Annotated in this window: 28 protein-coding genes and 2 pseudogenes; 14 read left to right on the plus strand and 16 right to left on the minus strand. The window is 68.9% G+C overall.

Annotated features, from left to right (window positions below; genetic code table 11):
- From dhaL to EV652_RS17460, 3 genes and pseudogenes are all read left to right on the plus strand, one after another.
- Complete coding sequence (gene dhaL, locus EV652_RS17455; RefSeq protein WP_132210253.1) at positions 1–624, plus strand: dihydroxyacetone kinase subunit DhaL; 624 nt, start codon at positions 1–3, stop codon at positions 622–624.
- Positions 621–1,031 (plus strand): annotated as a pseudogene (gene dhaM, locus EV652_RS46160) (dihydroxyacetone kinase phosphoryl donor subunit DhaM); the annotation flags it as partial. The gene dhaL and the pseudogene dhaM, both read left to right, overlap by 4 nt.
- Before the next feature lie 6 nt (positions 1,032–1,037).
- Positions 1,038–2,951 carry an HPr family phosphocarrier protein gene (locus EV652_RS17460; protein ID WP_369410016.1) on the plus strand — a complete coding sequence of 638 codons (1,914 nt, stop codon included), beginning with the start codon at positions 1,038–1,040 and terminating at the stop codon, positions 2,949–2,951.
- Here EV652_RS17460 and EV652_RS17465 read toward each other — a convergent pair.
- Positions 2,933–3,586 (minus strand): cupin domain-containing protein, encoded by a 654-nt coding sequence (locus EV652_RS17465; protein WP_132210178.1) that lies wholly within the window; start codon positions 3,584–3,586, stop codon positions 2,933–2,935. The genes EV652_RS17460 and EV652_RS17465 overlap by 19 nt on opposite strands.
- Positions 3,583–4,131, minus strand: a complete 549-nt coding sequence (locus EV652_RS17470) for a GNAT family N-acetyltransferase (protein ID WP_242001827.1) — start codon at positions 4,129–4,131, stop codon at positions 3,583–3,585. The genes EV652_RS17465 and EV652_RS17470 overlap by 4 nt, the downstream gene beginning before the upstream one ends.
- Positions 4,132–4,201: 70 nt before the next feature.
- Between EV652_RS17470 and EV652_RS45310 the strand changes: the two are divergent.
- A pseudogene (locus EV652_RS45310) lies at positions 4,202–4,492 on the plus strand (RNA polymerase sigma factor); the annotation flags it as partial.
- 222 nt (positions 4,493–4,714) lie between these two features.
- Here the strand turns inward: EV652_RS45310 and EV652_RS17480 are convergent.
- Positions 4,715–5,206 carry a DUF1707 SHOCT-like domain-containing protein gene (locus tag EV652_RS17480; protein ID WP_132210180.1) on the minus strand — a complete coding sequence of 164 codons (492 nt, stop codon included), beginning with the start codon at positions 5,204–5,206 and terminating at the stop codon, positions 4,715–4,717.
- 98 nt (positions 5,207–5,304) lie between these two features.
- Here EV652_RS17480 and EV652_RS17485 point away from each other — a divergent pair, with 98 nt between their 5' ends.
- From EV652_RS17485 to EV652_RS17500, 4 genes are read left to right on the plus strand one after another with little or no spacing between them, the layout of a single operon-like run.
- Entirely contained in the window at positions 5,305–5,613 is a 309-nt protein-coding gene (locus tag EV652_RS17485) for a hypothetical protein (protein ID WP_132210181.1), read from the plus strand.
- Between the two features lie 7 nt (positions 5,614–5,620).
- Positions 5,621–7,129 carry a C2 family cysteine protease gene (locus EV652_RS17490; RefSeq protein WP_132210182.1) on the plus strand — a complete coding sequence of 503 codons (1,509 nt, stop codon included), beginning with the start codon at positions 5,621–5,623 and terminating at the stop codon, positions 7,127–7,129.
- Positions 7,130–7,131: 2 nt separating this feature from the next.
- Positions 7,132–7,377, plus strand: coding sequence for a DUF6406 domain-containing protein (locus EV652_RS17495; protein WP_132210183.1), 246 nt, complete (start codon positions 7,132–7,134; stop codon positions 7,375–7,377).
- The gene (locus EV652_RS17500; protein WP_132210184.1) at positions 7,374–7,736 is read left to right on the plus strand and encodes a hypothetical protein; all 363 of its coding nucleotides are present in this window, start codon (positions 7,374–7,376) and stop codon (positions 7,734–7,736) included. Before EV652_RS17495 ends, EV652_RS17500 begins: the two co-directional genes overlap by 4 nt.
- On the opposite strand, the gene purL is transcribed toward EV652_RS17500, so the two are convergent.
- The 4 genes from purL to purS are packed head-to-tail and all read right to left on the minus strand — an operon-like array spanning position 7,733 to position 13,005.
- On the minus strand, positions 7,733–9,994 hold the full coding sequence (gene purL / locus EV652_RS17505) for a phosphoribosylformylglycinamidine synthase subunit PurL (protein ID WP_132210185.1): 2,262 nt from the start codon (positions 9,992–9,994) through the stop codon (positions 7,733–7,735). The genes EV652_RS17500 and purL overlap by 4 nt on opposite strands.
- Position 9,995: 1 nt before the next feature.
- Entirely contained in the window at positions 9,996–12,086 is a 2,091-nt protein-coding gene (locus EV652_RS17510) for a DUF2339 domain-containing protein (protein WP_132210186.1), read from the minus strand.
- A complete protein-coding gene (purQ, locus tag EV652_RS17515) occupies positions 12,086–12,757 on the minus strand; it encodes a phosphoribosylformylglycinamidine synthase subunit PurQ (RefSeq protein ID WP_132210187.1) in 672 nt (223 codons plus the stop codon). Before purQ ends, EV652_RS17510 begins: the two co-directional genes overlap by 1 nt.
- On the minus strand, positions 12,754–13,005 hold the full coding sequence (gene purS / locus EV652_RS17520) for a phosphoribosylformylglycinamidine synthase subunit PurS (RefSeq protein ID WP_132210188.1): 252 nt from the start codon (positions 13,003–13,005) through the stop codon (positions 12,754–12,756). Before purS ends, purQ begins: the two co-directional genes overlap by 4 nt.
- Before the next feature lie 124 nt (positions 13,006–13,129).
- Between purS and EV652_RS17525 the strand changes: the two genes are divergently transcribed.
- The 5 genes from EV652_RS17525 (at position 13,130) to EV652_RS17545 (ending at position 16,874) form a co-directional block, all read left to right on the plus strand.
- The gene (locus EV652_RS17525; RefSeq protein ID WP_132210189.1) at positions 13,130–13,651 is read left to right on the plus strand and encodes a PadR family transcriptional regulator; all 522 of its coding nucleotides are present in this window, start codon (positions 13,130–13,132) and stop codon (positions 13,649–13,651) included.
- Entirely contained in the window at positions 13,648–14,331 is a 684-nt protein-coding gene (locus EV652_RS17530; RefSeq protein WP_132210190.1) for an ABC transporter ATP-binding protein, read from the plus strand. The genes EV652_RS17525 and EV652_RS17530 overlap by 4 nt, the downstream gene beginning before the upstream one ends.
- A complete protein-coding gene (locus EV652_RS17535; RefSeq protein ID WP_132210191.1) occupies positions 14,331–15,656 on the plus strand; it encodes a hypothetical protein in 1,326 nt (441 codons plus the stop codon). Before EV652_RS17530 ends, EV652_RS17535 begins: the two co-directional genes overlap by 1 nt.
- Positions 15,656–16,276: a CDP-alcohol phosphatidyltransferase family protein gene (locus EV652_RS17540; protein ID WP_132210192.1), complete on the plus strand. Its 621-nt coding sequence runs from the start codon at positions 15,656–15,658 to the stop codon at positions 16,274–16,276. Before EV652_RS17535 ends, EV652_RS17540 begins: the two co-directional genes overlap by 1 nt.
- Before the next feature lie 73 nt (positions 16,277–16,349).
- Positions 16,350–16,874 (plus strand): hypothetical protein, encoded by a 525-nt coding sequence (locus tag EV652_RS17545; RefSeq protein WP_242001828.1) that lies wholly within the window; start codon positions 16,350–16,352, stop codon positions 16,872–16,874.
- Between the two features lie 96 nt (positions 16,875–16,970).
- On the opposite strand, the gene EV652_RS17550 is transcribed toward EV652_RS17545, so the two are convergent.
- Positions 16,971–17,837 (minus strand): phosphoribosylaminoimidazolesuccinocarboxamide synthase, encoded by an 867-nt coding sequence (locus EV652_RS17550; RefSeq protein WP_132210193.1) that lies wholly within the window; start codon positions 17,835–17,837, stop codon positions 16,971–16,973.
- A gap of 31 nt (positions 17,838–17,868) precedes the next feature.
- On the minus strand, positions 17,869–18,948 hold the full coding sequence (locus tag EV652_RS17555) for an FAD-dependent monooxygenase (protein ID WP_132210194.1): 1,080 nt from the start codon (positions 18,946–18,948) through the stop codon (positions 17,869–17,871).
- A 53-nt stretch (positions 18,949–19,001) separates the two neighbouring features.
- Between EV652_RS17555 and EV652_RS17560 the strand changes: the two genes are divergently transcribed.
- The gene (locus EV652_RS17560) at positions 19,002–19,577 is read left to right on the plus strand and encodes a TetR/AcrR family transcriptional regulator (RefSeq protein ID WP_132210195.1); all 576 of its coding nucleotides are present in this window, start codon (positions 19,002–19,004) and stop codon (positions 19,575–19,577) included.
- On the opposite strand, the gene EV652_RS17565 is transcribed toward EV652_RS17560, so the two are convergent.
- The 7 genes from EV652_RS17565 to purB all read right to left on the minus strand — a co-directional run bounded on the left by EV652_RS17565 (position 19,574) and on the right by purB (position 26,441).
- On the minus strand, positions 19,574–19,996 hold the full coding sequence (locus EV652_RS17565) for a hypothetical protein (protein WP_132210196.1): 423 nt from the start codon (positions 19,994–19,996) through the stop codon (positions 19,574–19,576). The genes EV652_RS17560 and EV652_RS17565 overlap by 4 nt on opposite strands.
- Before the next feature lie 218 nt (positions 19,997–20,214).
- Complete coding sequence (locus EV652_RS17570; protein ID WP_132210197.1) at positions 20,215–20,874, minus strand: hypothetical protein; 660 nt, start codon at positions 20,872–20,874, stop codon at positions 20,215–20,217.
- An 18-nt stretch (positions 20,875–20,892) separates the two neighbouring features.
- On the minus strand, positions 20,893–22,947 hold the full coding sequence (locus tag EV652_RS17575; RefSeq protein ID WP_132210198.1) for an ArnT family glycosyltransferase: 2,055 nt from the start codon (positions 22,945–22,947) through the stop codon (positions 20,893–20,895).
- Position 22,948: 1 nt separating this feature from the next.
- Positions 22,949–24,181 carry a bifunctional glycosyltransferase family 2/GtrA family protein gene (locus EV652_RS17580; RefSeq protein ID WP_132210199.1) on the minus strand — a complete coding sequence of 411 codons (1,233 nt, stop codon included), beginning with the start codon at positions 24,179–24,181 and terminating at the stop codon, positions 22,949–22,951.
- A 69-nt stretch (positions 24,182–24,250) separates the two neighbouring features.
- Entirely contained in the window at positions 24,251–24,643 is a 393-nt protein-coding gene (locus EV652_RS17585; protein ID WP_132210200.1) for a hypothetical protein, read from the minus strand.
- A 1-nt stretch (position 24,644) separates the two neighbouring features.
- Positions 24,645–25,001, minus strand: coding sequence for a hypothetical protein (locus tag EV652_RS17590; RefSeq protein ID WP_132210201.1), 357 nt, complete (start codon positions 24,999–25,001; stop codon positions 24,645–24,647).
- A gap of 3 nt (positions 25,002–25,004) precedes the next feature.
- Complete coding sequence (gene purB, locus EV652_RS17595; protein ID WP_132210202.1) at positions 25,005–26,441, minus strand: adenylosuccinate lyase; 1,437 nt, start codon at positions 26,439–26,441, stop codon at positions 25,005–25,007.
- Positions 26,442–26,470: the final 29 nt, after the last annotated feature.

Here is a 26,470-nt window from a genome sequence, read left to right on the forward strand (position 1 = left end):
ATGGGAGTCGACAATTTCGTCAACTGGCTTCGCGACGCCGCGAGTACCTTGCACGACAATGCGGCGTACCTGACCGAGCTGGACTCGGCGATCGGGGACGCGGATCACGGCGCCAACATGGACCGAGGATTCCAGGCGATCGTCGCGGTGCTGGACGAGTCCACCTTCGCATCGGCCGACGAGCTGATGAAGAAGGCCGGGATGACGCTGGTCAGCAAGGTCGGCGGGGCGAGCGGGCCGCTGTACGGAACGTTCTTCCTGCGCTTCGGAACCGTCCTCGCCGGCACCTCGTCGATCACCCCCGAGGTGATCGGCGAGGCTTTCAAGGCCGGCGTCGGCGGCATCCTCCAGCGCGGCAAGGCGGAGCTCGGCGACAAGACCATGTACGACGCCTGGGCGCCGGCGCTGGACGCGTACGACGCTGCCGTCGCGGGCGGATCGGATCTCGCCGGTGCCCTGAACGCGGCAGCGGAGGCGGCCGCGAAGGGCCGGGACGCGACAGTTCCGCTGGTCGCCCGGAAGGGGCGCGCAAGCTACCTGGGCGAGCGCAGCGCCGGGCACCAGGATCCCGGGGCGACGAGCACCACCCTGCTGCTGGAGTCGGCCGCGCGCACACTCGCATGATCGGGATCGTGGTGGTGTCGCACAGCCATGCGCTGGCGACCGCCGCGGTCGGGCTCGCCGCCGAGATGGTTGCCGAGGACAAGCGCCCGGCGATCGCAGTGGCGGCCGGGCTGGACGATAAGACCTTCGGCACCGACGCGATGGCGGTCTCCGAGGCGATCACGGCGGTCGACAGCCCGGACGGCGTACTCGTGCTGCTCGACCTGGGCAGTGCGGTGCTGAGCGCCGAGCTGGCCTTGGAGTTCGTGGATCCCGACATCGCCGAGCGGGTGAAGTTGTCCAGCGCGCCGTTGGTCGAAGGGCTGGTCGCGGCCGTGGTCACCGCGTCGACCGGCGCTTCCCTCGACGCGGTCATCGCCGAGGCCAACCGTGGATTGGTTGCCAAGCAGGACCATCTCGGCGAGACAAGCCCTGTGCAGCAAGCAGAGCTGGCGGCGGCTGATCAGGTCATTGAACTTGCGCTGAGCAACGAGCACGGACTGCACGCCCGCCCGGCCGCGCGGCTCGTTGCCTTGGTCAACTCCTTCGACGCCGCCGTCACGCTGACCGATCTGGACACCGGTCGCGGCCCGGTCGACGCGGGCAGCCTCAGCATGGTAGCCACGCTCAACGCCCAGCAGGGTCACCGCCTCCAGGTCGGCGCAAGCGGTCCGCAGGCGGCCGAGGCGCTTGCCGCGATCAACGATCTGGCCACGCAGAACTTCGGCGACGACGCACCGGCAGCCGAGACGTCCCAGCCTGCCAGCGGTTCAGGACTGGACGTGGCGATCGGACCCGCGGTCGTCGTTGAGGCCGGGGTAGACCTGAGCGGCTATACACCAGGGGACGACGAACGAGGCCGACTCGACGCCGCCTTGTCGTCAGCATCCGTCGAGCTCGAACACCTCCGAGACACCAGCACGGATCACGGCGGATTCTTCGACGCACACCTCGCGCTGCTGACTGACCGCACCCCGCTCGACGCCATCCACCGTGCGATCTCTGCGGGTTCGTCCGCCCCGGACGCGTGGAAGCAGACGTACGACGAACTGGCGGCGCGGTTCGAAGGGTTGGACGACGCCTACCAGCGAGAGCGCGCGCAGGACGTCCGCAGCGTGCGTGATCGCGTACTGCGTGCCCTCACTGGCAGCACGTCCAACGACGAAACGCCGGCCGGCAGCATCCTCGTCGTACCCGAGCTGGATGCGGCCACCGCCGCGACCCTCGACGCCGCGCAGATCGGCGGTATCGCGGTCCGCGCGGCCGGGACCACCGGCCACGGCGTGATCGTCGCCCGCTCCCGCGGGATCCCGCTGATCACCGGCATCGGCGACGTCGCCGTACCAACCGGTGCGACCGTCGCCTTCGACGCCCGGACCGGCTCCTTCGAGGTCTCGCCCGATGAAGCGGCATTCCGTACGACGATCGCGGATCGGCTGGCGCAACGAGAGCAGGCCGTGGCCGAGGCGGACCAGCCCGCCATGACACTCGATGGGCGCACGGTCGAGGTGCTCGTCAACGTCGGCTCCGTGCAGGACGCGGTCGATGCGCACGGAGCGGACGGCTCGGGCCTCGTCCGGACCGAGGTGCTCTTCGGCGATCGGCGTACGGCCCCGACTGTGGCCGAGCAGGTCGAGCGGTTCCGGGCGATCGCGGCAGCACTCGACGGGAAGCCGATCACCATCCGCACCTGGGACATCGGCGGCGACAAGCCACTGCCGTTCCTGCCGCAGGACCGCGAGGCGAACCCGTTCCTGGGCGAGCGCGGTATCCGCGTCTTCCGCCGGCGCCCGCAACTACTCCGCGACCAGCTCGAAGCGATCCGCCAGATCGCGGTGGAAACCCCGGTCCACGTGATGTTCCCGATGGTGACGACGGCCGACGAGGTGGCGTGGGCGCTCGACGAGCTCGGGCCACGGCCGGACGGGCTGGAGGTCGGCATCATGGTCGAGGTCCCGGCCGCCGCGCTCCGTATCGAAACTCTTGCCGCCGGCCTCGACTTCGTCAGCATTGGTACGAACGACCTCACGCAGTACACGACCGCCGCCGACCGCACCAACTCCGCTGTGGCCCCACTGGCCGACGGTCTGGACCCCGCCGTACTGCAGCTGATCGACCACGTCGTCCGCAACGCCGGTGTCCGTGTCGCCGTCTGTGGTGACCTGGCCAGCGACCCGCAGAGCGCCGTACTGCTGGCAGCCCTTGGTGTGCACGAGCTCAGCGCCGTCGGTCCGCAGGTGCCACTGGTCAAGGCACTACTCCGGCAGACGGACCTCACGCAGGTGCCAACAGCTGAAGTGCTTAGCGCCCGCGACGCAGCCGAGGTGCGTCAGCTGGTACGGCGGTAGTACAGCAGCTCGACCAGGTTGAAGCCGGACGTGCGTGTGAGCTTGGCCGGGAGCGTGTAGCTCTCACCAGGCTCCAAGTACGTCACGTCCGGGCTGTCCAGGTCGAGGTCGACCACCAGCGCCGGGTACGCACCGGTGTGCCACGTGTAGGACTCCCCCGCGTCCGGTGTGACGTGCTGGATGCGTACGTCGTCTTCGTCGACGACCACCTTGGCTGGGACCTCACCGACCTGCTCGAACCCGGCGTCGGTCGGCACACCCTCGATCACGAAGTACGGGTCGCCGGACGCCTCCTCGCCGAGGTCGAGCACCTCGATCAGCCGGTTGAGGTACAGCGACTCCCCGTCGTTGGTGAGCATGTGCACCGGCGACACCGGCCGATAGACCGAACCGCCCACCGTCTCGTTGAGCTGCCGCGCCGGACTGCCGTCCAGCCAGTCCATGTGACACGGGGACGTCGACAGGCACAGCACGACGTACGGGTTGTGGTGCAAGTGCCAGCCCTGCGCCTCACCGGGAGCGAGAGAGACCTCCCATACGCGAACCCGTGAGTTCTTCAGCAGAACGCGCGTACCGATCTCGCCGAGGACGACCTCGGTCCCGTCCGGCGCGGCGACGGTGGTGCCTGCGGTCATAAAACCTTCTCCTCGTCGATGGGGCGTTCCATAGCTACACCACCGAGCAGCACGCCGTCCGGCATGGTCAGCTCGACGGTCTCGACCTCAGTGAACCCGAAGGCCTTGTACAGCGGTACGCCGGGCAGTGTCGCCATCAGCGCGAGTTGGGTGAAGCCCTCAGCCCTGGCCGCGTCGACACAGGCGGTGAGGATCGCCCGGCCGAGTCCACGCCTGGTCCAGTCGCTGCGTACGAACATCGCCCGGATCCGGGCCGGCTCGGTCGCCGGGTCCAGCAGTCGCCCGTCGGCGCCCGCCGTACTGGCGTTGAAAAGCTTGTTGCGCCGGCTCCAGCCACCGCAGGCGACGACCTCTCCACCCGCCTCGTGGACGTAGTACGTGCCGTCGTCGATCAGGGCGTGGTCCAGCGTGGTGATGTGCTCCGCCGCACTCGCTGTCTGAGCGGCGTCGTAGTACGCCGGGAACAGCTCCCGCACCGACCTCCGAGCCAATTCGGCAATCGCCGGCCCGTCCGCCCGCACCGCGACCCGCAACACAGCCTCCACGCCCCACAGGCTAGTTCCGCAACATCCGCGCGGTGAAATGGGGAGGCCCGGTGCCGGACATCTATCGGGTATGACGCAGACACCGATCGAGGCCCGGCCGGGGCCGGTGAGTGAGGGAGTCGTGCACGACCACCCACCACCAGACGGACGCCGTGAGCGGTTCGAAGACGTGTTCGGCGCGCACCGGGAGGCCGTCCTCGGCTACCTGCGCCGCCGGACCGACAGCGGTCACGACGCCGCCGACCTGCTGGCGGACACGTTCCTGGTGGCTTGGCGGCGGCTGGACGACGTACCACCCGGCAACCAGACCAGACCATGGCTGTACGGCGTGGCACGCAGAGTGCTGGCCAATCACCGCAGGGGTGAGGGCCGCCGGCACGCACTGGCCACGAAGCTCCGCCAGGAACTCACCGATCTGGACACGACCGACACTGCGTTACCGGACGACACCCCAGCGGCCCGGGCAGTCAGACGGCTCCCGGCAACTGGTACGTGCACGACGCCATGTCGCACGCCCCTGGCGAGGTCATCCTCTTCGTCGGCGCCAAGCCGGAGAAGTAGGTCCGCCCAGCTCCCGTCGGCCTCAGGGCCGGCGGGAGCGTCTGGTTTTGCCGGCCGCCCAGCGATACGCGACGAACGTCCAGACCAGGGCAGGCAGACCGAAGATCACCGCAGCGACCTCACGGCCGAAGACCAGGAGGACCAGACCGGTCAGGAAGAACGGCGCGGCCAGCCAGACCGCACCGGCGAACGCGGCCCACCGCCATCGACCCGGCTTGCGCGGCTCCGGCTTGTACAGCGAAGGCGCCGGCAGCCCGGCGAAGATCGGCTGCAGGTCCGCATGCGTGACAGCTTCGTTCAGCCGGTCGACCCGGGTATGCAACTCGTCCTCGTCCAGCCGCCCGACGGCGAACTGCTCGGCCAGGTCGTCGGTGCAGATCCGGCGCTCCTCATCGGTCAGCCGAATACTCGCCGCCCGCCGCCGAGCCGCCGCGACTCGAGCCTCCTGCCCGGCAGCAGCAGCCAGCCCCATCAACTCCCCCACCGCAGGCTTACCCGATCCCCGCTCCGCCATGGCCTCACCTCACTCGTCCCCTTCGAGTGTGCCAGACCGCCCCCGGGTAGGCCCTTTGGCGGGATAGCGTTCTGCGCGAGCGAGAGGAGTCACGGACTGTGGCACGACCCGACGAGCCCGGTGTGGAGAGCCCGGAGGCGATGAAGAAGCGCGCTGCCGCGCTGCGGGAGGCAGCAGGCCGGGCGAGGACCCTGGCCGGTCCACTCGGCACCCATATGGACCTGCCGGTGAAGTCCGCCACCGCCGACGACGTGTGGCATGGTCCGTACGCGCAGGAGTCGACGGCGCGACTGCAGAAGGACCAGAAGACCGTCCGCGGCCTCGCCGCGGACCTGAACGCGACTGCTGACGCTTGGATCCGTGAGGCCGAGCGCCTCGAATCCGAAGCCGCCTCGGCCCCGAAGTAAGGACGAGATGACGACATACGTTGGGTTCGACCTGACCCGGGTGCGCGGGCTGGCCAAAGACCTGCGCAAGGTCGCCGGCGCCTCCTCCACGCTGCACAGCGACGTGAAGAAGGTGCTCGACGACGCCGCGAGCCACCTGAACGGCAAGCCGGTGACGAACAGCGACCAGCTGGCCGCGGTCCAGCTGGGCAGCATCGGTCTGTTCGGCGGGATCACCTTCGCGCCGCCGGGGAACCTGGCCGGGCCGCTCGACGACATGGCCGGCAGCATCGACCGCCGGGCGAACCACCTGGAGAAGTGCAAGGAGCTCCAGGACAACTGCAAGGGCACCGTCGACCCGTCGCTGGTGTTCGTCGACGAGCCGCCGCCGGACCCGGAGAAGGTCAACGAGGCGCTCGAGGCGCTGCGTGACATGCAGGACAAGGACACCGGCATGAACGGCAACCGCGATGACCTGCAGTCGGTCGCGGACAAGCTGAAGGGGCTGACGTCGGCCGAGCTCGACATGTTCCTGAACGCGGCGAAGCCCGAGGAACTGGAGAGCCTGCGCAAGCAGATGGAGACCACCGGCTCCGCCGGCTTCCTGTGGATGGGCGACAACGGACTGCCGGTCGGCGAGCGCATCGAGTTCGCCAGCGCGCTGCTGGCGAAGGCCTCCCCCGAGAACCAGGAGAAGCTGCTGGCGGCCTTCCCCTGGTTGCAGCCCGGTTTCGAGTCGACCGACGTGTACCTGGACAAGTTCAACGACCAGACCGGCAAGGCCACCAACGGCATGCACTACGGTCTGCCGTCCGACCCGCTGTTCACGAACAAGCCGCTGGGTGAGGACGTCTACCAGGGCCAGCTGGGCGACTGCTGGTACATCGCTTCGCTGACGGCGACCGCGCAGCGCGACCCGGACTTCATCCGCGAGGGCATCAAGGAGAACCCGAACGGGACGATCTCGGTGCGCGTCTGGGACGCCGACGGCAACCAGCGGTGGGTGACGATGAACCGCGAGCTGCCGCTGGACGAGAACGGCGACCCGGTCGGCGCGCACGGCGACGGCTCGACGTGGGCGGCGTACTACGAGAAGGCCTTCGCGATCGCCTACGAGGGCGACGAGGGCGGTGCGCCGGACGGCAAGGAAGGCAACGACGCCTACGACCGCTCGGAGCAGGGCACCTATGGCGCGACCGAGTGGGACTACACCGACCAGGCGCCGCCGTATGTGACCGGCCAGGACTCCGAAGGCATCGGCACGAACTACGACGACGTCAAGGAGGCCTACGACTCGGGCCACCCGGTGATCGTCGCCTCCAACAGCGACAAGGACGGCGTACCGGACAACTGGTCCCAGGAGCAGAAGGACGCCTACGTCACCCGGCACGTGTACTTCGTCAAGGAGTTCACCCCGGATGGCAAGATCGTGCTGGGCAACCCGTGGGGTCCTGACTCACCCACGGTCACGGTCACCCAGGACGAGTTCGAGGACATGTTCGACGACGCCCAGTCGCTGCAGATCAAGGGGAAGTGACGATGGAGACCTGGCGGATCCGGCAAGGCGTGCCCTATCGGATCACCGACGACGGCCACGAGCTCCTGATCGGCCTCGCGGACATCGACGCCGACCAGGCGCGGCTGACCGTGCACAGCGACGGCGAGTGGGTGGCAGGTTACGACCTCACGACCGGCGCCGAGTGCGAGATCGGCGGCAAGCGGTGGAGGGTCAACTTGATCGCCGGAGCACCCCGGCGGTATGTCGAACTGCAGGAGCAGCCGTGAGAGTCACAAGTGTCCTCGTCACCGCCGGCCTGGTTGTCGCGACCGTCACCGCCTGCTCGGGCGGTGACGACAAGGCCGAGACCACGCCGGCACCGCCCAGCTGCGTAGGCAAGGACACCCCGGACAGCACTCACGTGCTGTCGTCCGGCCCGGTCAACCTGCCGTCCGGCGGTCGCGCCGTCCTCCAGGAGACGCATCTGGACGCCAACCCGCCGACCGCCCGCCTGTCGCTGCTCGGCACCGACGCGGGGGAGACCACCGCGGCCGACGTCAGCGTGGGCGGAACGGTCACGGTGAAGGCGACCAAGTACTCCGTGGTCGAGATCTGCTCGGACCGGGTCCAGCTCGCCAAGAGTTAGCTCAGGGCGGCCGGGAGAGTCGCGGTCCAGGCGGTGCGGAGCTCGGGCAGCGGCAGCTCGAACTGGTCCTGGACGTCCAGGGTCTCGCCGGTGATGACGCCGATCTTGGCGTGCGGGAAGCGGCGCGCGGTGCACATGTCGGTGAACCGGACCTCTTCGGTGCGCGGTACGGCGACCACTGCCCGGCCTGCCGACTCCGCGAACAGGAACAGGAACGGGTCCAGCCCGTCCGGCGCCCAGACGCGGGCACCGACCCCGCCACGAAGCGCCGACTCGACCAGGGTCTGAGCGACCCCGCCGTCGCTGACGTCGTGCGCGGCGTCGATCAGGCCGTCCCGGGACGCGTTGATCAGGATGTCGGCCAACTGCTGCTCCGCGGCCAGGTCGACCGCCGGCGGGCGGCCACCCAGGTGACCGTGGACGACGTGCGCCCACTCCGAGCCGGACAGCTCCTCCTCGGTCTCACCGAGCAGGTACAGCTGGTGGCCTTCCATCTCAGCCGTGAAGCCGATCGGCGTACGACGGGTGACGTCGTCGATGACACCGAGTACGCCGACCACTGGCGTCGGCAGGATCGGGGTGTCGCCGGTCTGGTTGTAGAACGACACGTTGCCACCGGTGACCGGGATGCCCAGTTCGATGCAGCCGTCGACCAGCCCGCGGATCGCCTCCGCGAACTGCCACATCACCGACGGGTCCTCAGGCGAGCCGAAGTTGAGGCAGTCCGTCACCGCGGCCGGCCGGGCACCCGTGGTCGCCACGTTCCGGTACGACTCGGCCAGCGCCAGCTTGGCACCGGTGTACGGGTCCAGCTTGGCGAATCGGCCGTTGCAGTCGGTCGACACCGCGACACCGAGACCGCTGGTCTCGTCGACCCGGATCATCCCGCAGTCCTCGGGCTGCGCGAGCACCGAGTTCCCCAGCACGTACCGGTCGTACTGATCCGTCACCCAGGACTTGTCACAGAGGTTGGGCGAAGCGACCAACCGAAGCAAGGTGTCCCGCAGCTCCGCGCCGGTGGTGGCCCGCGGCAACTTCTCCGCGCCGTCGGCCTGCAGCTCGTCCTGCCAGTCCGGCCTGGCAAAGGGCCGCTCGTAGACAGGCCCCTCGTGCGCGACGGTCCGCGGCGGTACATCGACCACCCGCTCACCGTGCCAGTCGATCTCCAGCCGGCCGGTGCCGGTGACCTCGCCGATCACGTCGGCCTGGACGTCCCACTTGGCGCAGATCTTCAGGAACGCCTCGACGTTGTCCGGCGTGACGACCGCCATCATGCGTTCCTGCGACTCGCTCATCAGGATCTCTTCCGGCGCGAGCGACGCGTCCCGCAGCGGCACCTTGTCGAGCGAGACGTACATCCCGCCCTCACCCGCGCTGGCCAGCTCGGACGTCGCACAGGACAGCCCGGCACCGCCGAGGTCCTGGATGCCCTCGACCACGTTCGCGGCGAACAGCTCGAGCGTGCACTCGATCAGCAGCTTCTCCATGAACGGGTCGCCGACCTGGACCGCCGGCCGCTTGGTCGGACCGCCTTCCGCGAACGTCTCGCTGGCCAGCACCGACACCCCGCCGATCCCGTCGCCACCGGTCTTGGCGCCGTACAGGATGATCTGGTTGCCGATACCGGTCGCGTTCGCCAGGTGTAGGTCCTCGTGCCGCATAACGCCGACACACAGCGCGTTGACCAGCGGGTTGCCCAGGTACGTCGAGTCGAAGACGACCTCACCGCCGACGTTGGGCAGACCGAGGCTGTTCCCGTAACCACCGACACCGGACACGATCCCGGGCAGCACGCGCTTGGTGTCCGGCGCGTCCAGCGGGCCGAACCGCAGCGGGTCCATCACCGCGACCGGGCGCGCGCCCATCGCCAGGATGTCGCGGACGATGCCGCCGACCCCGGTCGCCGCGCCCTGGTACGGCTCGACGTACGACGGGTGGTTGTGCGACTCCACCTTGAAGGTGACCGCGTAGCCCTCGCCGATGTCGATCACACCGGCGTTCTCACCGATCCCCGCCAGCATCTTCCCGGCCGGTGTCTCCTGGGGGATCTCGCCGAACTTGCGCAGGTGCACCTTGGACGACTTGTACGAGCAGTGCTCGCTCCACATCACGGAGTACATCGCCAGCTCGCAGCTGGTCGGCCGCCGGTCCAGGATATCGCGGATCCGCTGGTACTCGTCCGGCTTCAGGCCGAGCTCGGCCCACGGCTGCTCGACGTCAGGGGTGCTGCTTGCGTTGCTGACGGTGTCGGTAGACACGTTAGGACTCCTGCACTAGGTGGGACTCAGGTGAAACGGTAGCGGGCTGCTCGGAGGCCACGAGGCGGGCCACCAGCAGTGGAACGGCGAAGCCGGCCATGATCGCGGGCAGTGCGACCCCGGCGTCGTTCAGCAACATGCCGACCAGGCCGCAGGTCGACAGTGCGAGCAGAGTCGGCCGGACCATCGGCAGACTGGTGTAGAAGGCCTGGTACGCCGGGGACGGCACCCGATCCGGCAGCACAGTGGCAAGCATCGCCAGCACCACACCGACCAGCATCGCCCAGCCGGACGGGCCGTCGAAGAACTGCACGGCCATCTCGAGCTTGCGGATCAGTACGTCGCTCACGTCGCCGTCCAGCAGCCTGGCCACGAACGTACCGAAGTGACTCCGCTCGTCCTCCGGCCGCAGGTAGTCGAGGAAGGCGACCGCAGACACCGCCAGCACACCTGCCACGCCCACACCGAGCAGTGCGCGCCAGGAGATGCTGCCACGCCAGGTCAACCAGGCCATGAGCAGTACAGCGGGGGTCAGCGCGATGATGCCGCCGAAGTCAGTCCCCCAGCCGGGTCTGCCGTCGACCACGATGGCCGCACCACCGATCGCGAGCACTGCGAGTGCTGCCTGCTTCCGGCTCTTGTCGATCAGCCTCTGCGCTGCCCAGCCCGCCGTGACGAGCGCGGCGACCGCCAGCGTGGCGAACGTGGAGTTGCCGAAGCCGTAGAACCGCCCACCGATCACGGGCCCGTCGGTGAACATGCTGCCGAACTGCAGAGGTGTCCCCAGTACGCCGTCCACCAGCAGGATCACGTACGCCGCCACGGCGATCCCCAGGAACGCATAGCGCTTCAAGGCGAGCTGCGCCACGGCAGCGAACACCGCGCTGATTCCGAGGACCACGCAGTACAAGGAGATTCCCGGCGCCGGCCAGCGCCACCACACGGTCGCCGTGGACAGGAAGACGGCGATGAAGAACCCGCCCTGCGTCAGCAACGTGAAGACGAAGGTACGACGGGACCGCGGGCTGCGCGTGATCACGAACCAGGCGAGCGCGATCAGTTCCGCGGCCAGGATCGTCATCGAGACCGCGACCAGCATCGGCCGTGGTTGCTCGAACCGCTCGTTGGTGTCGAGCCGATTCTCGATCACCGCATCGGCGTCGGTGTGGACGTCACCGGTGTAGTGGATCTCGTTACCGTCCAGCGGACCGGCCTTCGCGGCACCAGCCGGGTCGACCTCCGCGACGTCTCGTTCCTTCAGGATGGTCGCGGTGACGTCGGTCAGCTGGATCAGGCCAGGGCGGCGGGTGCTGTCGCTCGTCAGCCAGCGCGGTCCGGTGTCCGGCGGCAGCTGCATAGCGACCAGCGGCTCCTGGTGCGCGTTGGCCGTCTCCTGGCTGACGCCGACGAGCAGCACCCAGCCGTCGGCCGCTCTGGCCTGTGCGACGAGGTCAGCGACCCTCTTGCGGGCCTCTTCGCGGCCTTCTCTCAGCGGAAGTGCGCCTGCGTCGACAACCGCGTCGCCACAGTCCGGGCTCGCCAGCCTGGCTGCGTCGAACTCCGGCTGCCAGTTGGTCACTGAACCATCCGTGCGGGCCAGTGCGACCGCTGCACCCGGGCCGAAGCCGCAGATGGGGTAGCCGGTCTGGCCGAGGCGTCCGATGGGTGCGCCGGTGTGGTGCTCTGCCTGGCGGTCGACGTACGTCTGCCAGCCTGCGATCTTGCCGTCGGTCACAGCGGGCAGGTCACCGCAGGGCTGGTCGGCGACGCTGCCCCACGCCCGGGTGCCGGCGCTGACGGTGAGCCAACCGTCGACCGGGCAGGTGTGCGGGCCGGCTGTCTTCACGGTGATCGAGCCGACGTGGGACTGGTTCACCAGTGCGGTGAGCTCCGGCGACGCCTTCACGTCGTTCCAGGTCAGGCCCGGTACGCCGATCACCACGACCTTGGCCAGCAGGCTCTGATCCGTCACCGGCTGCGCACTCGCCGTACCCGCCGAGCCCAAAACTGCTGCCGCAGCCGCGATGGCGATCGCCACCGTCCGAAGAAGCACGGAGAAGTGTCCCCAGTTCTTCGGACCCCACAGCTTCATCAGGAGGCGACGACGGCCTTCAGCACCGAGGTGAAGAAGCCCAGGCCGTCGGTGCTCGGGCCGGTCAGGGTCTCGACGCAGTGCTCCGGGTGCGGCATCAGGCCGACCACGTTCCCGCGCTCGTTGGTGATCCCCGCGATGTCGCGGTAGGAACCGTTCGGGTTCTCATCCAGGTAGCGGGCGACGACCCGGCCCTCGCCCTCCAGCCGGTCCAGGGTGGCCTCGTCGGCGACGAACGAGCCGTCCTGGTTCTTCACCACGATGGTGATCTCGTGGTTGGCGTCGTAGTCGGACGTCCACGCGGTGCGGTTGTTCTCGATCCGCAGCGGCTGGTCCTTGCAGAGGAACTTGCGGTGGTGGTTCTTGATCAGCGCGCCGGGCAGCAGGTGCGACTCGCACAGCACCTGGAAGCCGTTGCAGATACCCAACACCGGTAACCCCTGACCGGCCTTTGTGATGATGGTCTCCATCACCGGCGCGAACCGGGAGATGGCACCGGCGCGGAGGTAGTCGCCGTACGAGAACCCGCCCGGCAGGATGACCGCGTCCACACCGTGCAGGTCGGCGTCGGCGTGCCAGAGGGCGACCGGCTCGGCGCCGGCGACCGCGGCCGCGCGACGGGCGTCGGCGTCGTCCAGCGAGCCCGGGAAGGTGACGACCCCGATCTTCACTGGTCGGTCTCCACGTGGAGCGCGTAGTCCTCGATCACGGGGTTGGCCAGCAGCGTGTCGGCAGCCTTGCGGATCTCGGCGACCCGCTCCTCGGTCGCCTCGCCGTCCAGGGTGATCTCGAACCGCTTGCCCTGGCGGACATCGGCCACGCCGTCGAAGCCGAGCCGGCCGAATGCGCCGTGCACCGCCTTGCCCTGCGGGTCGAGGATCTCGGGCTTGAGCATGACATCGACGACAACGCGAGCCACTGACTACTCCAGGTCTCGTTCCGGGGTGACGCCCTGAATCCTACCGACCGATCCCAGGTTCCCCCGCATCGGCCGGAATACCGGACTATTCACTCAGTACATACACTCGGTGTATAGTCGGGTCATGGCCACTGCGGAGCTGGTGCTGGGACTGCTGTCACGCGGCCCTGCCCACGGGTACGACGTGAAGCGTGGCCACGACGCCTGGTTCCCGGACAGTCGCCCGCTGGCGTTCGGGCAGGTCTACACAACGCTCGGGCGGCTGGAGCGGGACGGACTCGTCGAGGTGGTCGACAAGACCTCCGGCGGTGGTCCGGACCGGACGGTCTACGCACTGACCGACAAGGGCCGGGAACATCTCGCGGGCTGGCTGAACGATCCAGTGCCGCCTGCCTGGGGCAGTGCAGACGAGGTACTGCGGAAGTTGGTCGCGGCGATCCGGACGGGTGGTGACCCGGCCGCGTTCCTGGCCCGGCAGCGTGCGAGCCACCTACGCCGGATCCGGGAGTTGCGGGAGACACCGGCCGAGGACGACCCGACGTCACCACTGGTCCGCGAGTACATCGTGGCCCACCTGGACGCCGACCTGCGCTGGCTGGACACCGCTCTCGAACACATCTCCGAACAGAAGGAGGCGCGCCCATGAGTGTGCTGCAGCCCGCGCTGGAGCTGAGCGGCGTCGAGTACTCGTACCGCCAGAACGCGGCGCTCAGGGGTGTGACGCTCCAAGTCAGCCCCGGCGAGGTGGTCGCGGTCACCGGTGCCAGCGGCTGCGGCAAGTCCACCCTGCTGCACTGCGCCGCAGGCATCCTCAGTCCGGACGCCGGCACGGTCCGAGTGGCCGGACAGGATCTGGCTGCATTGCCGGAGGACCAGCGCGCTCGTCTGCGTCGTACGAAGGTCGGCATCGTGTTGCAGTTCGGTCAGCTCGTGCCGGACCTCCCACTGATCGACAACGTCGCGCTGCCACTACTTCTGGACGGTCATGAGCGGGGAGAGGCGCACGAGTCCGCACTGGACTGGCTCAAGCAGGTAGGCGTCGCCGACGAGGCCGACGCGGTGCCGGCCGAGCTGTCCGGCGGCCAGACCCAGCGGGCAGCCGTAGCTCGTGCTCTCATCACCGGACCGTCCGTCGTACTGGCAGACGAGCCGACAGGCAGCCTGGACAGCAAGGCCGGGCAGGAGCTGCTCGAGGTGTTACTCAGGGCATCCCGGTACCGCGGTTCGGCTCTGGTGATGGTGACGCACGACAACCTCATCGCAGCCTCGGCAGACCGGGAGATCAGGCTGCGCGACGGCGTGATCCAGCACGAGGTCGCACTCTGATGACGCTCGAGACGCTGGTCCAGCTGGCTCGGTCCCGCACGCCCGCCGACCGCAGCCGCATCCAGCTGGCCACAGCAGCGCTGGGGCTCAGCGGAGCGCTGCTGCTCGGCGCCCTGCGGATCGCCCGGCTGGGCAAAGGCGAGCTGAATGTCAACATCTACAGCAACTACGTCGCCGAAAGCGGACTCCGCTCCGGTCTGGTCGCGATCCTCATCATCCTTGCCCTGCTCACCGCAGGCCTTGCCGTGCAGGCCTTGAGACTCGGTACGGCGGCTCGCGAACGGCGACTGGCTGCGCTACGACTGGCCGGAGCCTCGCGGAAGCAAGTGCGGCAGTTGTCCGTGACAGACGCTGCCATGGCGGGGCTGGCCGGCGGACTGCTCGCGGGACCGATCTATCTGGTGCTCAGCCTGCTGCTGGGCGTACTGCCGCGGATGGCCCAGGTCCTCCCGGGTGCTGAGCTGGTGGATCTGCTCATCTGGGTTCCGGTCGTCGTGATGACGACCGCGGGCGGCGCACTGATCGGTGGGCTGCTGCACCGCGATCAGCTCGTGCCGGGCGTGGAAGGGCCGGCGCAGGTCCGCACCGGCATCATCGCGGGACCGGTCATGATCGTCCTCGGGGTGGCCACGGTCCGCTGGTTCGGATACATCGCCTCGACCGTGTTCGTGATCGGACTGGCACTGCTCTTCCTGAGCCTCGCACCACTGTGGATCCGGGTCATCGCCCGCCGGTTCAAGCGGTCCGGCGACCCGGCCAATCTGCTGACCGGCGTCCGCCTCGTCGCCGACGCACGTCCCGCCAGCCGGATGGCGACTCTGCTCGCGTGCTGCGGTTTCCTGGTCGGCACGCTGGCCGACGGCACGATCAGCGCCGTGACGGAGACCGACGACCTGATCGATCGGACCGGCTTCTACGTGACGGGTTACGTGCTCGGGTCGGTCGGCGTACTGCTGATCGTCCTGACCGGTATCGCCGCACTGGTCGTCGGCGTGGCCGACCAGCTGGTGGATCAGCGCCGCCAGCTCGCCTGCCTCACCGCACTGGGGGTCGACGCACGCTTCCTGCGCCGCATCATCCGGCGGCAGTTGACCGCGGTCGCCGCACCGGCACTGGCTAGCGGTCTGTTCCTCGGCGCGCTCCTCGGCCTCGGCCGGATCACCGGCGGGGACGCCGACGGCTTGGAGCCGAGCACGGTGCCCATCGTCGCCGGACTGACGGTCGCGGGCTGGCTGCTCGGCCTGCTCGGCGGTGTCACCGCCGGCTTCCTGCTTCGCAACCAACTCCGGGACGCCCTAGATCCCGAGAACCTGAGGGCAGCTTGATGAGCGCGATCCCCCTGGGTGTGCGGCCGGCACTGCTGCTGGGCGTCCCGAACCGCATCACCTTGGTGCGTACCGTCGTCGCGATGGTGATTGCCGCGATCGCGTTCCGCACCGGCGCCTTGAGCTGGCTGGTGATCGGGTACGCCGCCTACTGGATCGGTGACATGGCCGACGGAGCGGTCGCCCGCTACCGGAACGAGGAGTCGGTGGCCGGTGCGGTGTTCGACATCGTCTGCGACCGGGCCTGCTCGTTCCTGCTGGCGGCCGCGTTCATGGCCACGTTCCCGGCGACGATCGGGCCGTTGGCGATCTTCCTGGTCCAGTTCGGCGTACTGGACAAGATGCTCTCGCTGGCCTTCCTGCTCTGGCCCGGCACGCTCAGCCCCAACTACTTCTACAAGGTCGACCGGCCAATCTGGCTCTGGAACTGGTCGAAGCCCGCCAAGGCCGTCAACACGGCCGCCGTGGTGATCTCGCTGATCGTCGCCCACCACACCGGCGCCCACTGGTTTCCGTACGGCATTGCGATCGGCGCGCTGGTCGTGAAGGTCGCGTCCACCTATCGCCTGCTGACCATCCTCCGCGGCCGTCGGCCCGCCGTACCTGCTCTCGCGGCTTGAGGGGTGCTGTCAAGGGTGGGAAGCAGTGCATGGGGTGGGGCCCTGGTTCTGCCCTGGAGTGGAGGTGACCTGCGTGGCAACCGTGCTGGTAGCGCATAGCCTCGACGTCATGTGGGTGTGGCAACTGCTGCTGGCAGTGGGATTCGGGATCGGGTCCGCCGTCATACCGGTGATGAATGCCGAGGCGTACGTCCTCGGCGTCGGCGTCTCCGGCGCGCTGGACCCGGTGGTGGCGGCGATCGGGGTGTCGGTCGGGCAGACGATCGGCAAGGTCGCCATGTTCCTCGCCGTCCGGTACCGGCCCGGATACGCCGCCCGTAAGTCCAAGGAGCCCAAGCCGGTCGACCTCGAGACCCGGTGGGGCCGGTTCGTCCAGTGGAACCGCGATCTCAGCAAGCGGCTCCTCGACGCGATGAGCGACCGCCGCTGGGGCATCCCGGTCACCCTGCTGAGCGCGTCAGTCGGCATCCCACCGTTGTACGGCGTCGCCATCATCGGCGGCGCCTCCCGGATGGGCGTCGTCACCTTCACCCTCTCGGTTCTTGCCGGCCGCACCGCCCGCTTCGTCCTCCTGGCCCTCGGAGTCAGCCTGTTCTGAGTCGCGGACCGCCAGGCCATCACAATCGCGCGTCGGACGACGCTTCCCGCGAGGGACCGGCCTCACGGTCCCGTTGCGATGGCCTGGCGGTCCGCCTCACGCAGTAAAGGTGCGCCCGGTCAACTGCTCGTACGCGTTGATGTAGGCGGCGCGGGTGCGCTCGACCACCTCGTCAGAGAGCGGCGGCGGCGCCTCACCCGACTTGCGGTCCCAGCCGGACTCGAACTGCAGCCAGTCACGGATGATCTGCTTGTCCAACGACGGCTGCGGCTTCCCCGGCTCCCACTGCTCGGCCGGCCAGAAGCGGCTCGAATCCGGCGTCAGCACCTCGTCCGCCAGCACGATCGTCCCGTCCGCCCGCGCCCCGAACTCGAACTTCGTGTCGGCCAGGATGATCCCGCGGTCCGCCGCCATCCCGTGCGCCCGCGCGTAGATGTCCAGCGTCGTGTCCCGCAGCGCCGCTGCCGTCTCCGCGCCGACCGTTGCGACCACAGCGTCGTACGAGACGTTCTCGTCGTGCTCGCCGAACTCGGCCTTGGTCGCCGGGGTGAAGATCGGCTCTTCCAGGCGGGAACCCTCCACCAGTCCGGGCTTCAGCGGGATGCCGCAGACGCTGCCGGTGGCGTTGTAGTCGAGCAGGCCGGAGCCGCTCAGGTAGCCGCGGGCGACGCACTCGACCGGGAACATCGCGAGCTTCTCGCAGATCACCGCGCGGCCGGCCACCTCGGCAGGCACGTCGGTGGACAGAATGTGGTTCGGCACGTCCAGCACCTCGAACCACCACAGGCTCATCGCCGTGAGCACCTTGCCCTTGTCCGGGATCGGCGTCTCCAGGACCCAGTCGAACGCGCTCTGCCGATCACTGGCGACCATCAGCAGTTCGCCGGACGCCAGCTCGTACAGGTCCCGGACCTTGCCGGAGTGGATGTGCTTGGCACCAGGAATCTCAGGAGGTGTGGTCACACCGCGATTCTTCCATCCGCCGCCGGGACGGCTACTTCCGCCTCCGCAGCGACACCAGCTTGCCACCGAACGCGAACAGTCCGTCCCGGATCGCACACACCACCCGGTTCTCCACCTGACCGACCCGGCCGATCCCACGCGACCGCCGTACCAGCTGGGTCGTCGCCTTCCGCCGCTCCCGGTCGTACGCCGCCAACGCCGTACCCAAGTCGGTGGCGCCGGCCAGGTGCCTGGCGAGAGCGCCGGCGTCCTCGATCGCCGAGCAGGCTCCGCGGCCGAGGTTCGGTGTCATCGCGTGGGCGGCGTCACCGAGCAGCAGCACGCGACCTTGGACGAACGGGACCAGCGGCACCGACAGGTCGTGGATGTCGTTCTGCAGAACGGCTTCCGGCGGCGTCCCCGCGAGGATCGTCGGGATCGGCTCGTGCCACTCGCCGAGCTCCTTGGTCACCGTCGCGTGATCGCCACCCTGACCTGCGGACTGGTTGGCTGTCGCGTACCAGTAGATCCGCCCGTCGATCAGCCGCGCGAACCCGAACCGTTGCCCACGGCCCCAAGTCTCGCCGCCACCGTCGTCAATCTGCACGTCGGCAATCCCTCGGTACGCCGTGTAGCCGGAGTACCGCGGGCCCTTGTACTCCGGGTAGAGCGTCTGGCGGATCACACTGCGGATGCCGTCGGCCGCAACCACCAGATCGGCACGCAGGTCGTCGTTGATCGTCACGCCGGTGTCGTCCTGAGTGATCTTCGTGACGGCGTAGCCGGTCCGGACCGTGATCCCCGGACCGAACTCGTCAGTGATGAGGTCGTGCAACTGCGCCCGGTGGATCATCACCGGGAGCTCGACCCCGAGGTCCGCCGCCTTCACCACCCAACGGCCGTTGGGCTTGCGCATCCCGGCCGGCTTGGAGATCGCGGCCGCCTTCTCGACGCCCTTCACCCCGAGCTCTTCCAGTACGGCGACCGCCGACGGCCAGACGGAGATCCCGGCCCCCACCTCGCCCAGCTCAGCTGCCCGTTCCAGCACCGTGACCTGCCATCCGCACCGTTGCAGCGCGACGGCCGCCGTGACCCCGCCGATTCCCGCTCCCACCACGATCGCCGTACTCATGCCCTAGACTCTACATCTGTAGAGTCCAGTTGAACAGTGGGAGACTGACCGCCGTGACGAAGCAGGTTCCGCTGGGTGCGGATCGCCGGGACGCCATCGCCGATGCCGCGATCCATCTGGTCGCGACCCGCGGACTGCGCGGGCTGACCCACCGCGCGGTCGACGCGGAAGCCGGTCTGCCGCCGGGCTCGACGTCGTACTACCTCCGGACCCGGAGCGCGCTGCTCACCGCCTGCGTGAACCGCATGCTCGCCCGCGACCTGAGCGCCTCGCCGCCGATGAGCGTGGGGCCGCCGTTGGACCTGCTGATCGAGATGGCGGTCAACCTGGCGCGGGACCGGCCGGACGATCTGATCGCGCGGTACGAGTTGTCGCTGGAGGCGAGCCGGCAGCCTGAACTGCGGGCCGCGATCGACGAGGGTGGGCGGCAACTGCGGGCCATGCTGGCTCACGTCCTGGGCGGCCTCGGGGTCCCGAATCCATCGGAGGCGGCCTGGCCGGTGGCGGCGATGCTGGACGGGCTGATGTACGACCGGGTCGCCGGAGTCGGGGTCACGCTCTCCCAGGAGGAGTTCGAGGCCGGCGTACGGCGTTCTGTTACCGCGCTGCTGGACGGTCTGGCCGGCTAGAGCCTGTCGGTCCAAGTGATGAAGGTGAAGTAGCAGACGCCGATGACCATGCCGACGTGGCCGAGGAGGGACAGGCCGGCGCCGGAGCCCCACGCATCGCCCTTCCTGTCCTCCGAGTGTTTGGCGTGACTGGGCAGCCAACGGGCCAACAGCAACAGTCCGACGATTGCCAGCAGCCACCAACCGGCGAGCACCAACAGTGCGATCTCGCGGTGACCGGTGACGAGGGCAACGATCCAGGCGAGCAGCGTCAGTACGCCGACAGTGGTGTGAATCCGCAGCAGGACAACGGAATATCCGAACACACCACTGCTCTTACCGGTGCCGTCCACCACGGTGCTGCCGAGCCGGACGCGCGTCAGTAGTACGACGACCGCACCGAGGGCGGTCAGGAACCAGGTGACGTTCGACCATTCCACCCCCCGATCCTTACCCCACCAAGGACCACCCCGAACCGTCCCCGCGTGTCGCGACCCACAGTCACCGCTCCAACGAAAGCCCACCCCAACCGGAAGTCCACCCCACTTGGGCCGCCCTACCACCCCTAGAGATGACCCACCCGACGCCTGCCAAAGGCAGGTGGCCAGGCCCGGCGAGCCACCCACCTTCAAGGCCGACCGGGGTGCGGTTTGCTGGGTTAGCTGGTTTGGGTTTGGCCGGTGCCGGTGCTGGGCTGGTTGCCTTGGCCTGGGACTGTGCCCTGACCCTGGCCGGGGAGCGTGCCCTGGCCTGGGACCTGGCCCTGCTGCTGACCTTGCTGGCCCTGTTGGCCTTGCTGGCCGGGGAACTGGCGGCCGCCGCCGGGGCCGCCGAACTGGTTCTGCTGGGTGCTCGAGCCGTCCCACGCATGACCGACTGCGGTTCCACCCAGGAACGCCAGCACTGCCAGCAGAGACCCAGCACCGGCCAGCACCAGGTTGCTCGGCCGCCCGTCGCCCTTCCCCTTCCCGACCTCCGCCTGCTGCCCAGCACCCGCCGCCGCAGCGCTTGGAGCGGCGCCTGCTTCCGCGGACGAAGCGGCGGCACCCGGGATGGGGGCAGCCTCAGCGGATGCCGTGGGGGTAGTTGGCGTGACGGCGGTGTCGTCGGGCGTGCTTGCGTTGCCGGCGCGGGCGGCCTGCCATTGGGCCTCGTTGCCTCCTGCCTGCGCTCCGGACGCTGCAGCGCCTGGGAGTGCAGGGCCTGCCAACTGCGGGCCGGGAGTGGCCGGGTGGGAGCTGGGGGAAGCGGCGCCCGGGTGGTTGGCGAAGCGGTGGGCGGGCCCTTCCGGGATCGGGGGGTTGGTGTTCTGAGTCATGCTATGTACTCCGGTTTCTCAGCTGGTGGTGCTGGTAGTGAGGTCGTAGACGGTGGTGCTGCCGACGGTCTGGGCCTGGAAGTTCTCCGCGACCCAGGTGGCGATCTCGCTCGACGTGCCGCTCCGGCCGCCGCCCATACCACCGCCACCGCCACCGATGAAGTAGTGGATCTTGCCCTGGGCAACCAGCTCCTTGAACTCGGCAAGGGAAGGCGCCGGGTCGGTGCCGTTGAAGCCGCCGATCGCCATGACCGGTTCGCCGGATGCGATCTGCAGTGGCGCGGCCCCGTTCGCGGTGACCGAAGCAGCCGCCCAGGTGTAGCCCTTGGCGCCGTTCTGCAGCAGCGTGATCAGCTCACTCGACACTCCGCTGATCCCGCCCCCACCGAGGAACCCGCCGACCCCACCGTTGCCACCGCCACGACCAGTCCCGGTAGTCCCCGGCACACCGTTCGTACCGTTGCCCGTCGTACCGTCCCCAGTCGCCGGACCACCCGTCGTACCGTTGCCGAGCCCAGGCGGTGTGCCCATCCGGCCCATCCCGCCGCCACCGCCAGGCCCGCCCATTCCACCGGCGCCCGAAGGCCCGGCCGACGGCAGCGCCCCGGCGTGTGCCGAGTTGATCGTCGAGACGGAGTACGCCGCCGGTCCGGTCAGCGCACTCACCGCGAGCAGCACCCCGGCGAACACGCCGGCCCGACGAGCCGCCGTACGGTTCAGCTTCAGCTCCGGCAGGATCATCACGGCCCCGGCCCCTAGTACGCCGGTCAGCAGCACGACCCACCGCAGCCACGGGTGCCAGGTCGGCGTCGCGTTCAGCAGTGCGAAGCCCCAGCCGCCGGTCAGTAGCGCCCCACCGGCCAGGGTCGCCCGCGGCAACCACTCGGACCGGCGTCGCCACAACACCGACATCGCGGCACCGACCAGCGCACCGATCGCAGGCGCCAGCGCGACCATGTAGTAGCTGTGGATGATGCCCTGCATGTAGCTGAAGGTCAGCCCGGTGCCGAGCAGCCAGCCGCCCCACAGCACCGCGAACGCACGCGTCTTGTCCGTCCGCGCGGCTTTGCCTGCGGCAACGATCAGGACGATCGTCGCCAGCAACGCGGCCGGTAGCAACCACGCGATCTGGCTGCCGAACTCACCGCCGAACAGGCGCTGCAGACCGGCCGCACCGCCCCAGCCCATGCCACCACCGCCGCCGACGGACCCGGTCTCGTTGCCGTTCAACCGGCCGAGACCGTTGTAGCCGAGCGTCAGCTCGAGAATGCTGTTGTTCTGCGAACCGCCGATGTAGGGCCGCGCCGACGCCGGCATCAGCTCCACGATCGCGATCCACCAGCCCGCGCTGACGATCAGCGAGACCAGCGCCAGCACACTGTGCACGATCCGCTTCCCGAGCGCCGGCTTCCCGGCGATCAGGTACGCCAGCCCGAAGGCCGGCAGGATCAGGAACGCCTGCAGCATCTTGGTGAGGAACCCGAAACCGACGAAGGCCCCGGCCAGCATCATCCACCGGGCCGCGTGCTTCTCCGAGTCGATCGCCCGGGTCACCGCCCACGCACCGGCGCAGAGCAGCATGACCAGCAGCGCGTCCGGGTTGTTGAACCGGAACATCAGTACGGCGACCGGCGTCAGCGCGAGGATCGCACCGGCCAGCATACCGGCGTTCGCGGAGAACCACCGGCGGACCGACACGTAGACGAAGCCGACGCTCGCGACGCCCATCAGCGCCTCGGGGACCAGCATGCTCCAAACGTTGAAGCCGAAGATCCTCCCGGACAGGCCCATCACCCACAGCGCGGCCGGCGTCTTGTCCACGGTGATGAAGCTGGACGCGTCGAGGGAGCCGAAGAACCAGGCCTTCCAGCTCGTCGACCCGGCCTGTACGGCGGCCGCGTAGTACTCGTTGGCGTACCCGTTCTTGGACAGGCCCCACAGGTACGCGATCGCGGTCAGTGCCAGCAAGCCGCCGTACAGGACCTTGTCGCGGCCGATCGTGTACGAGGTGGCGATTGCCCGTGGTCCGGCCCGGCGCGGCGTCGCCTCGACGGGATCAGAAATGGTGGCCATATCAGTTGCTCCGGGTCTGGTCGAGAACCGCCGGGGGTTCGAAGGTGGGCAAGGTGGGTGCGTCGTCGTCGAAGACCCACGCCTGGAAGAGGCTGAACCGGACCACGGTCGCGGCCAGGTTCGCGAGGGTGAGAACAGTGATCTCCACGACCTGGTGCGGCACCGCCACCGCGGTGTGCAGGAGCCACAGGGACGAGGCGGTCAGACTCCAGCCGATGCCGAAGGCGACGAGTCCGCGCAGCTGGTGCTTCCAGCGGTTGTCCACGCCACGCACACCGAAGGTGATCCGCCGGTTGAGAGCCGTGTTGCCGACCGCTGTGATGAGCAGGGCGAGCACGTTCGCGATCTGGGCCGGCATGCCCTGCCGAAGGACGAGATAGAGCAGTGCGTACGCCGCTGTGCTCAGCACCCCGATCGCGCAGAACCGCAGTACCCGCGCGGCCAGTGCAGTCCGGGGATCGAGGATCCGGGGCCGACCGAAGGCCTGGCGTACCGGCTCGAGGTCGATCCGGCCGCGGCCGAGGTTGCGGGTCAGCCGGGCGATCCCACTCAGGTCCTCGCCGACCGTCTTGGCGATCGCGACCCGCGAGTCGAGATCGTCGACCCAGTCCACCGGCACCTCGTGGATCCGCAACCCGGCCTTCTCGGCCAGTACCAGCAGCTCGGTGTCGAAGAACCAGCTGTTGTCCTCGACCAGCGGCAACAGCTGGTGCGCGACGTCGGCACGGATCGCCTTGAACCCGCACTGCGCGTCGGAGAAGTGCGCACTCAAGGTTGCCCGCAGCAACAGGTTGTACGAGCGCGAGATGAACTCCCGGATCGGCCGCCGGACCACCCGCGACCCGTTCGACAACCGGGTGCCGATGGCAACGTCACTGTGGCCGGCGAACAGCGGTGCCACCAATGGCAGCAACGCGTTCAGGTTGGTGGACAGGTCGACGTCCATGTAGGCGAGCACGTCGGCGGCGCTCTCGGACCAGACCTTCTTCAGCGCACGGCCGCGGCCGGACTGCTCGAGCCGGACGATCCGGACCCCGGGCAGCTCGATGGCCAGCAGGGCGCCGATCTCATAGGTCGCGTCCGTGCTTCCGTTGTCCGCGATGCAGACCTCGGCCGGAAACGGGAAGGCGGTGTCCAGGAACTCACGCAGCCGCCTGATGTTCGGACCGAGGTCGTTTTCCTCGTTCTTGACGGGTACGACGATCTCGACCCGAGGATGACCTGAAATCTGCATGCCACCGATGCTGGCCGGTGAACCTGAGCCATCCCCTGCGCTCGGCTGGCAGTTTCCTGGGAGTCTGGATCAGCTGGTACGGCGCAGCCAGAGCAGGCCGAGCACCGGCAACACCAGCGGCACGAACCCGTACCCCTGGCCGAAATGCGACCACACTGTGGCGTCCGGAAAGTCATCCGGTACGGCGTAACTGAACGCCCCGATGGCGATGACGCCGACCAACTCGACCGCGATCGCGACGGTAGCCACCCGACGCGAGAGTTTAGTTGCCCTGGCCAACGCAAAGGTCGCCGCAATGTAGATGACCGCGGCAACGGCCGACAGGACGTAGGCGATCGGCGCCTCATCGAACTGGGTGGCGATCTGGACCCCGGCCCGGGCGGTCGCGGACAGCGCGAAGACGCCGTACACCAGAATCAGGATCCGGCCAGGGCCGTGCCTGGTCGCCGCCGGATCGGTCATCTCAGGTGGTCCAGATCACGTGCAGGCGCTGCTCGACGACCGGGATCACCAGACAGGCGAACGCCAGTGCGCCGGCACCCCACCGGCTGCTCTCCGCGAGCGCCCACAGCGCACCGAGGGGCAGCACGATCAGCCCTCCGATCAGGTAGCCGACGAAGAACACTCCCGAGACGTCGCGGTCGGTGCCGGCCAACTGGACGATGCCGATGACGAGCTGCGCCAGCAGCCCGACCTCGACCACGGCGAGGATCGCCAGCAGGGTCCAGTTGATCCGCTTGTCCAGCACGGCCAGCACGATGGCGAACACCATCGCGGCCAGCGAGAGGGCGACCAGCGCCCAGGTGAGCGGTTCGAACACGGACTAGAGGATGTCACCCGGGCTGTAGGCGGCGGCTTCGGGGTGGCGCTTGGCGAGTTCGTCGATCGCGGCGACGACGGTGTTCACCTGGTCGACGGCCGCGCCGGTGAAGGACAGCGGCTCCCCGACGATGCCGACGATCTGCTCCTCGCTGAGGCCCAGCCGGCCATCTGCGCCGAGGCGGTGGAACAGGTCGTTCTCCGCCAGCCCCTTGCGCAGGTCGAGGGCGGTCGCGACCGCGTGCTCCTTGATCACCTCGTGCGCGGTCTCCCGGCCGACGCCGTTCTTCACCGCGGCCATCAGCACCTTGGTCGTGGTCAGGAACGGCAGGTACCGCTCCAGCTCCCGGCTGACCACGGCCGGGTACACCCCGAACTCGTCCAGCACGGTCAGGAACGTCTCGAACAACCCGTCCAGGGCGAAGAACGCGTCCGGCAGAGCCACCCGCCGTACGACGGAACAGAAGACGTCACCCTCGTTCCACTGGTTGCCGGCCAGCTCGCCCGCCATCGAGGCATACCCGCGCAGGATCACCGCCAGGCCGTTCACCCGCTCGCACGACCGGGTGTTCATCTTGTGCGGCATCGCCGAGGACCCGACCTGGCCCTCCTTGAACCCCTCGGTGACCAGCTCGTGCCCGGCCATCAGCCGGATCGTGGTCGCGAGGCTCGACGGCCCCGCTGCCAGCTGGACCAGCGCCGAAACGACGTCGTAGTCGAGGGATCGCGGATACACCTGACCGACACTCGTCAGCGTCCGGCTGAACCCGAGGTGCTCGGCGATGCCGGACTCCAGCTGCGCCAGCTTGGCCGAGTCGCCGCCGAACAGGTCCAGCATGTCTTGCGACGTACCGACCGGGCCCTTGATCCCGCGCAGCGGGTACCGCTCGATCAGCTCCTCGATCCGGGCGATCGCCACCAGCAGCTCGTCCGCGGCCGACGCGAACCGCTTGCCCAGCGTGGTCGCCTGCGCGGCGACGTTGTGCGAACGCCCGGTCAGCACCAGCGCCGCATGGTCGGCCGCCTTCTGTCCCAGCCGTACGGCGGCGGCCACCGCGCGATCGCGGACGAGCTCGAGCCCGGCCCGGATCTGCAGCTGCTCGACGTTCTCGGTCAGGTCCCGGCTCGTCATGCCCTTGTGGATGTGCTCGTGCCCGGCGAGTGCGCTGAACTCCTCGATCCGCGCCTTCACGTCGTGCCGGGTGACCCGCTCCCGGGCCGCGATCGACTCCAGGTCGACCTGCTCCAGCACCCGCTCGTAGTCCTCGACCACGCCGTCCGGTACGGCGACGCCCAGGTCCTTCTGCGCCTTCAGCACCGCCACCCACAGCCGCCGCTCGAGCACGATCTTGTGCTCCGGCGACCACAGCTGAGCCATCGACAGGCTGGCGTAACGCGACGCGAGAACGTTAGGAATCCGGGGCTTACTCGAGCTGGGCACGGCCCCATTCTCCCAGACCGGTGCGGAAG

It is taken from the genome of Kribbella steppae (assembly GCF_004342025.1).
In the GTDB taxonomy this organism is placed as follows: Bacteria; Actinomycetota; Actinomycetes; order Propionibacteriales; family Kribbellaceae; genus Kribbella; species Kribbella steppae.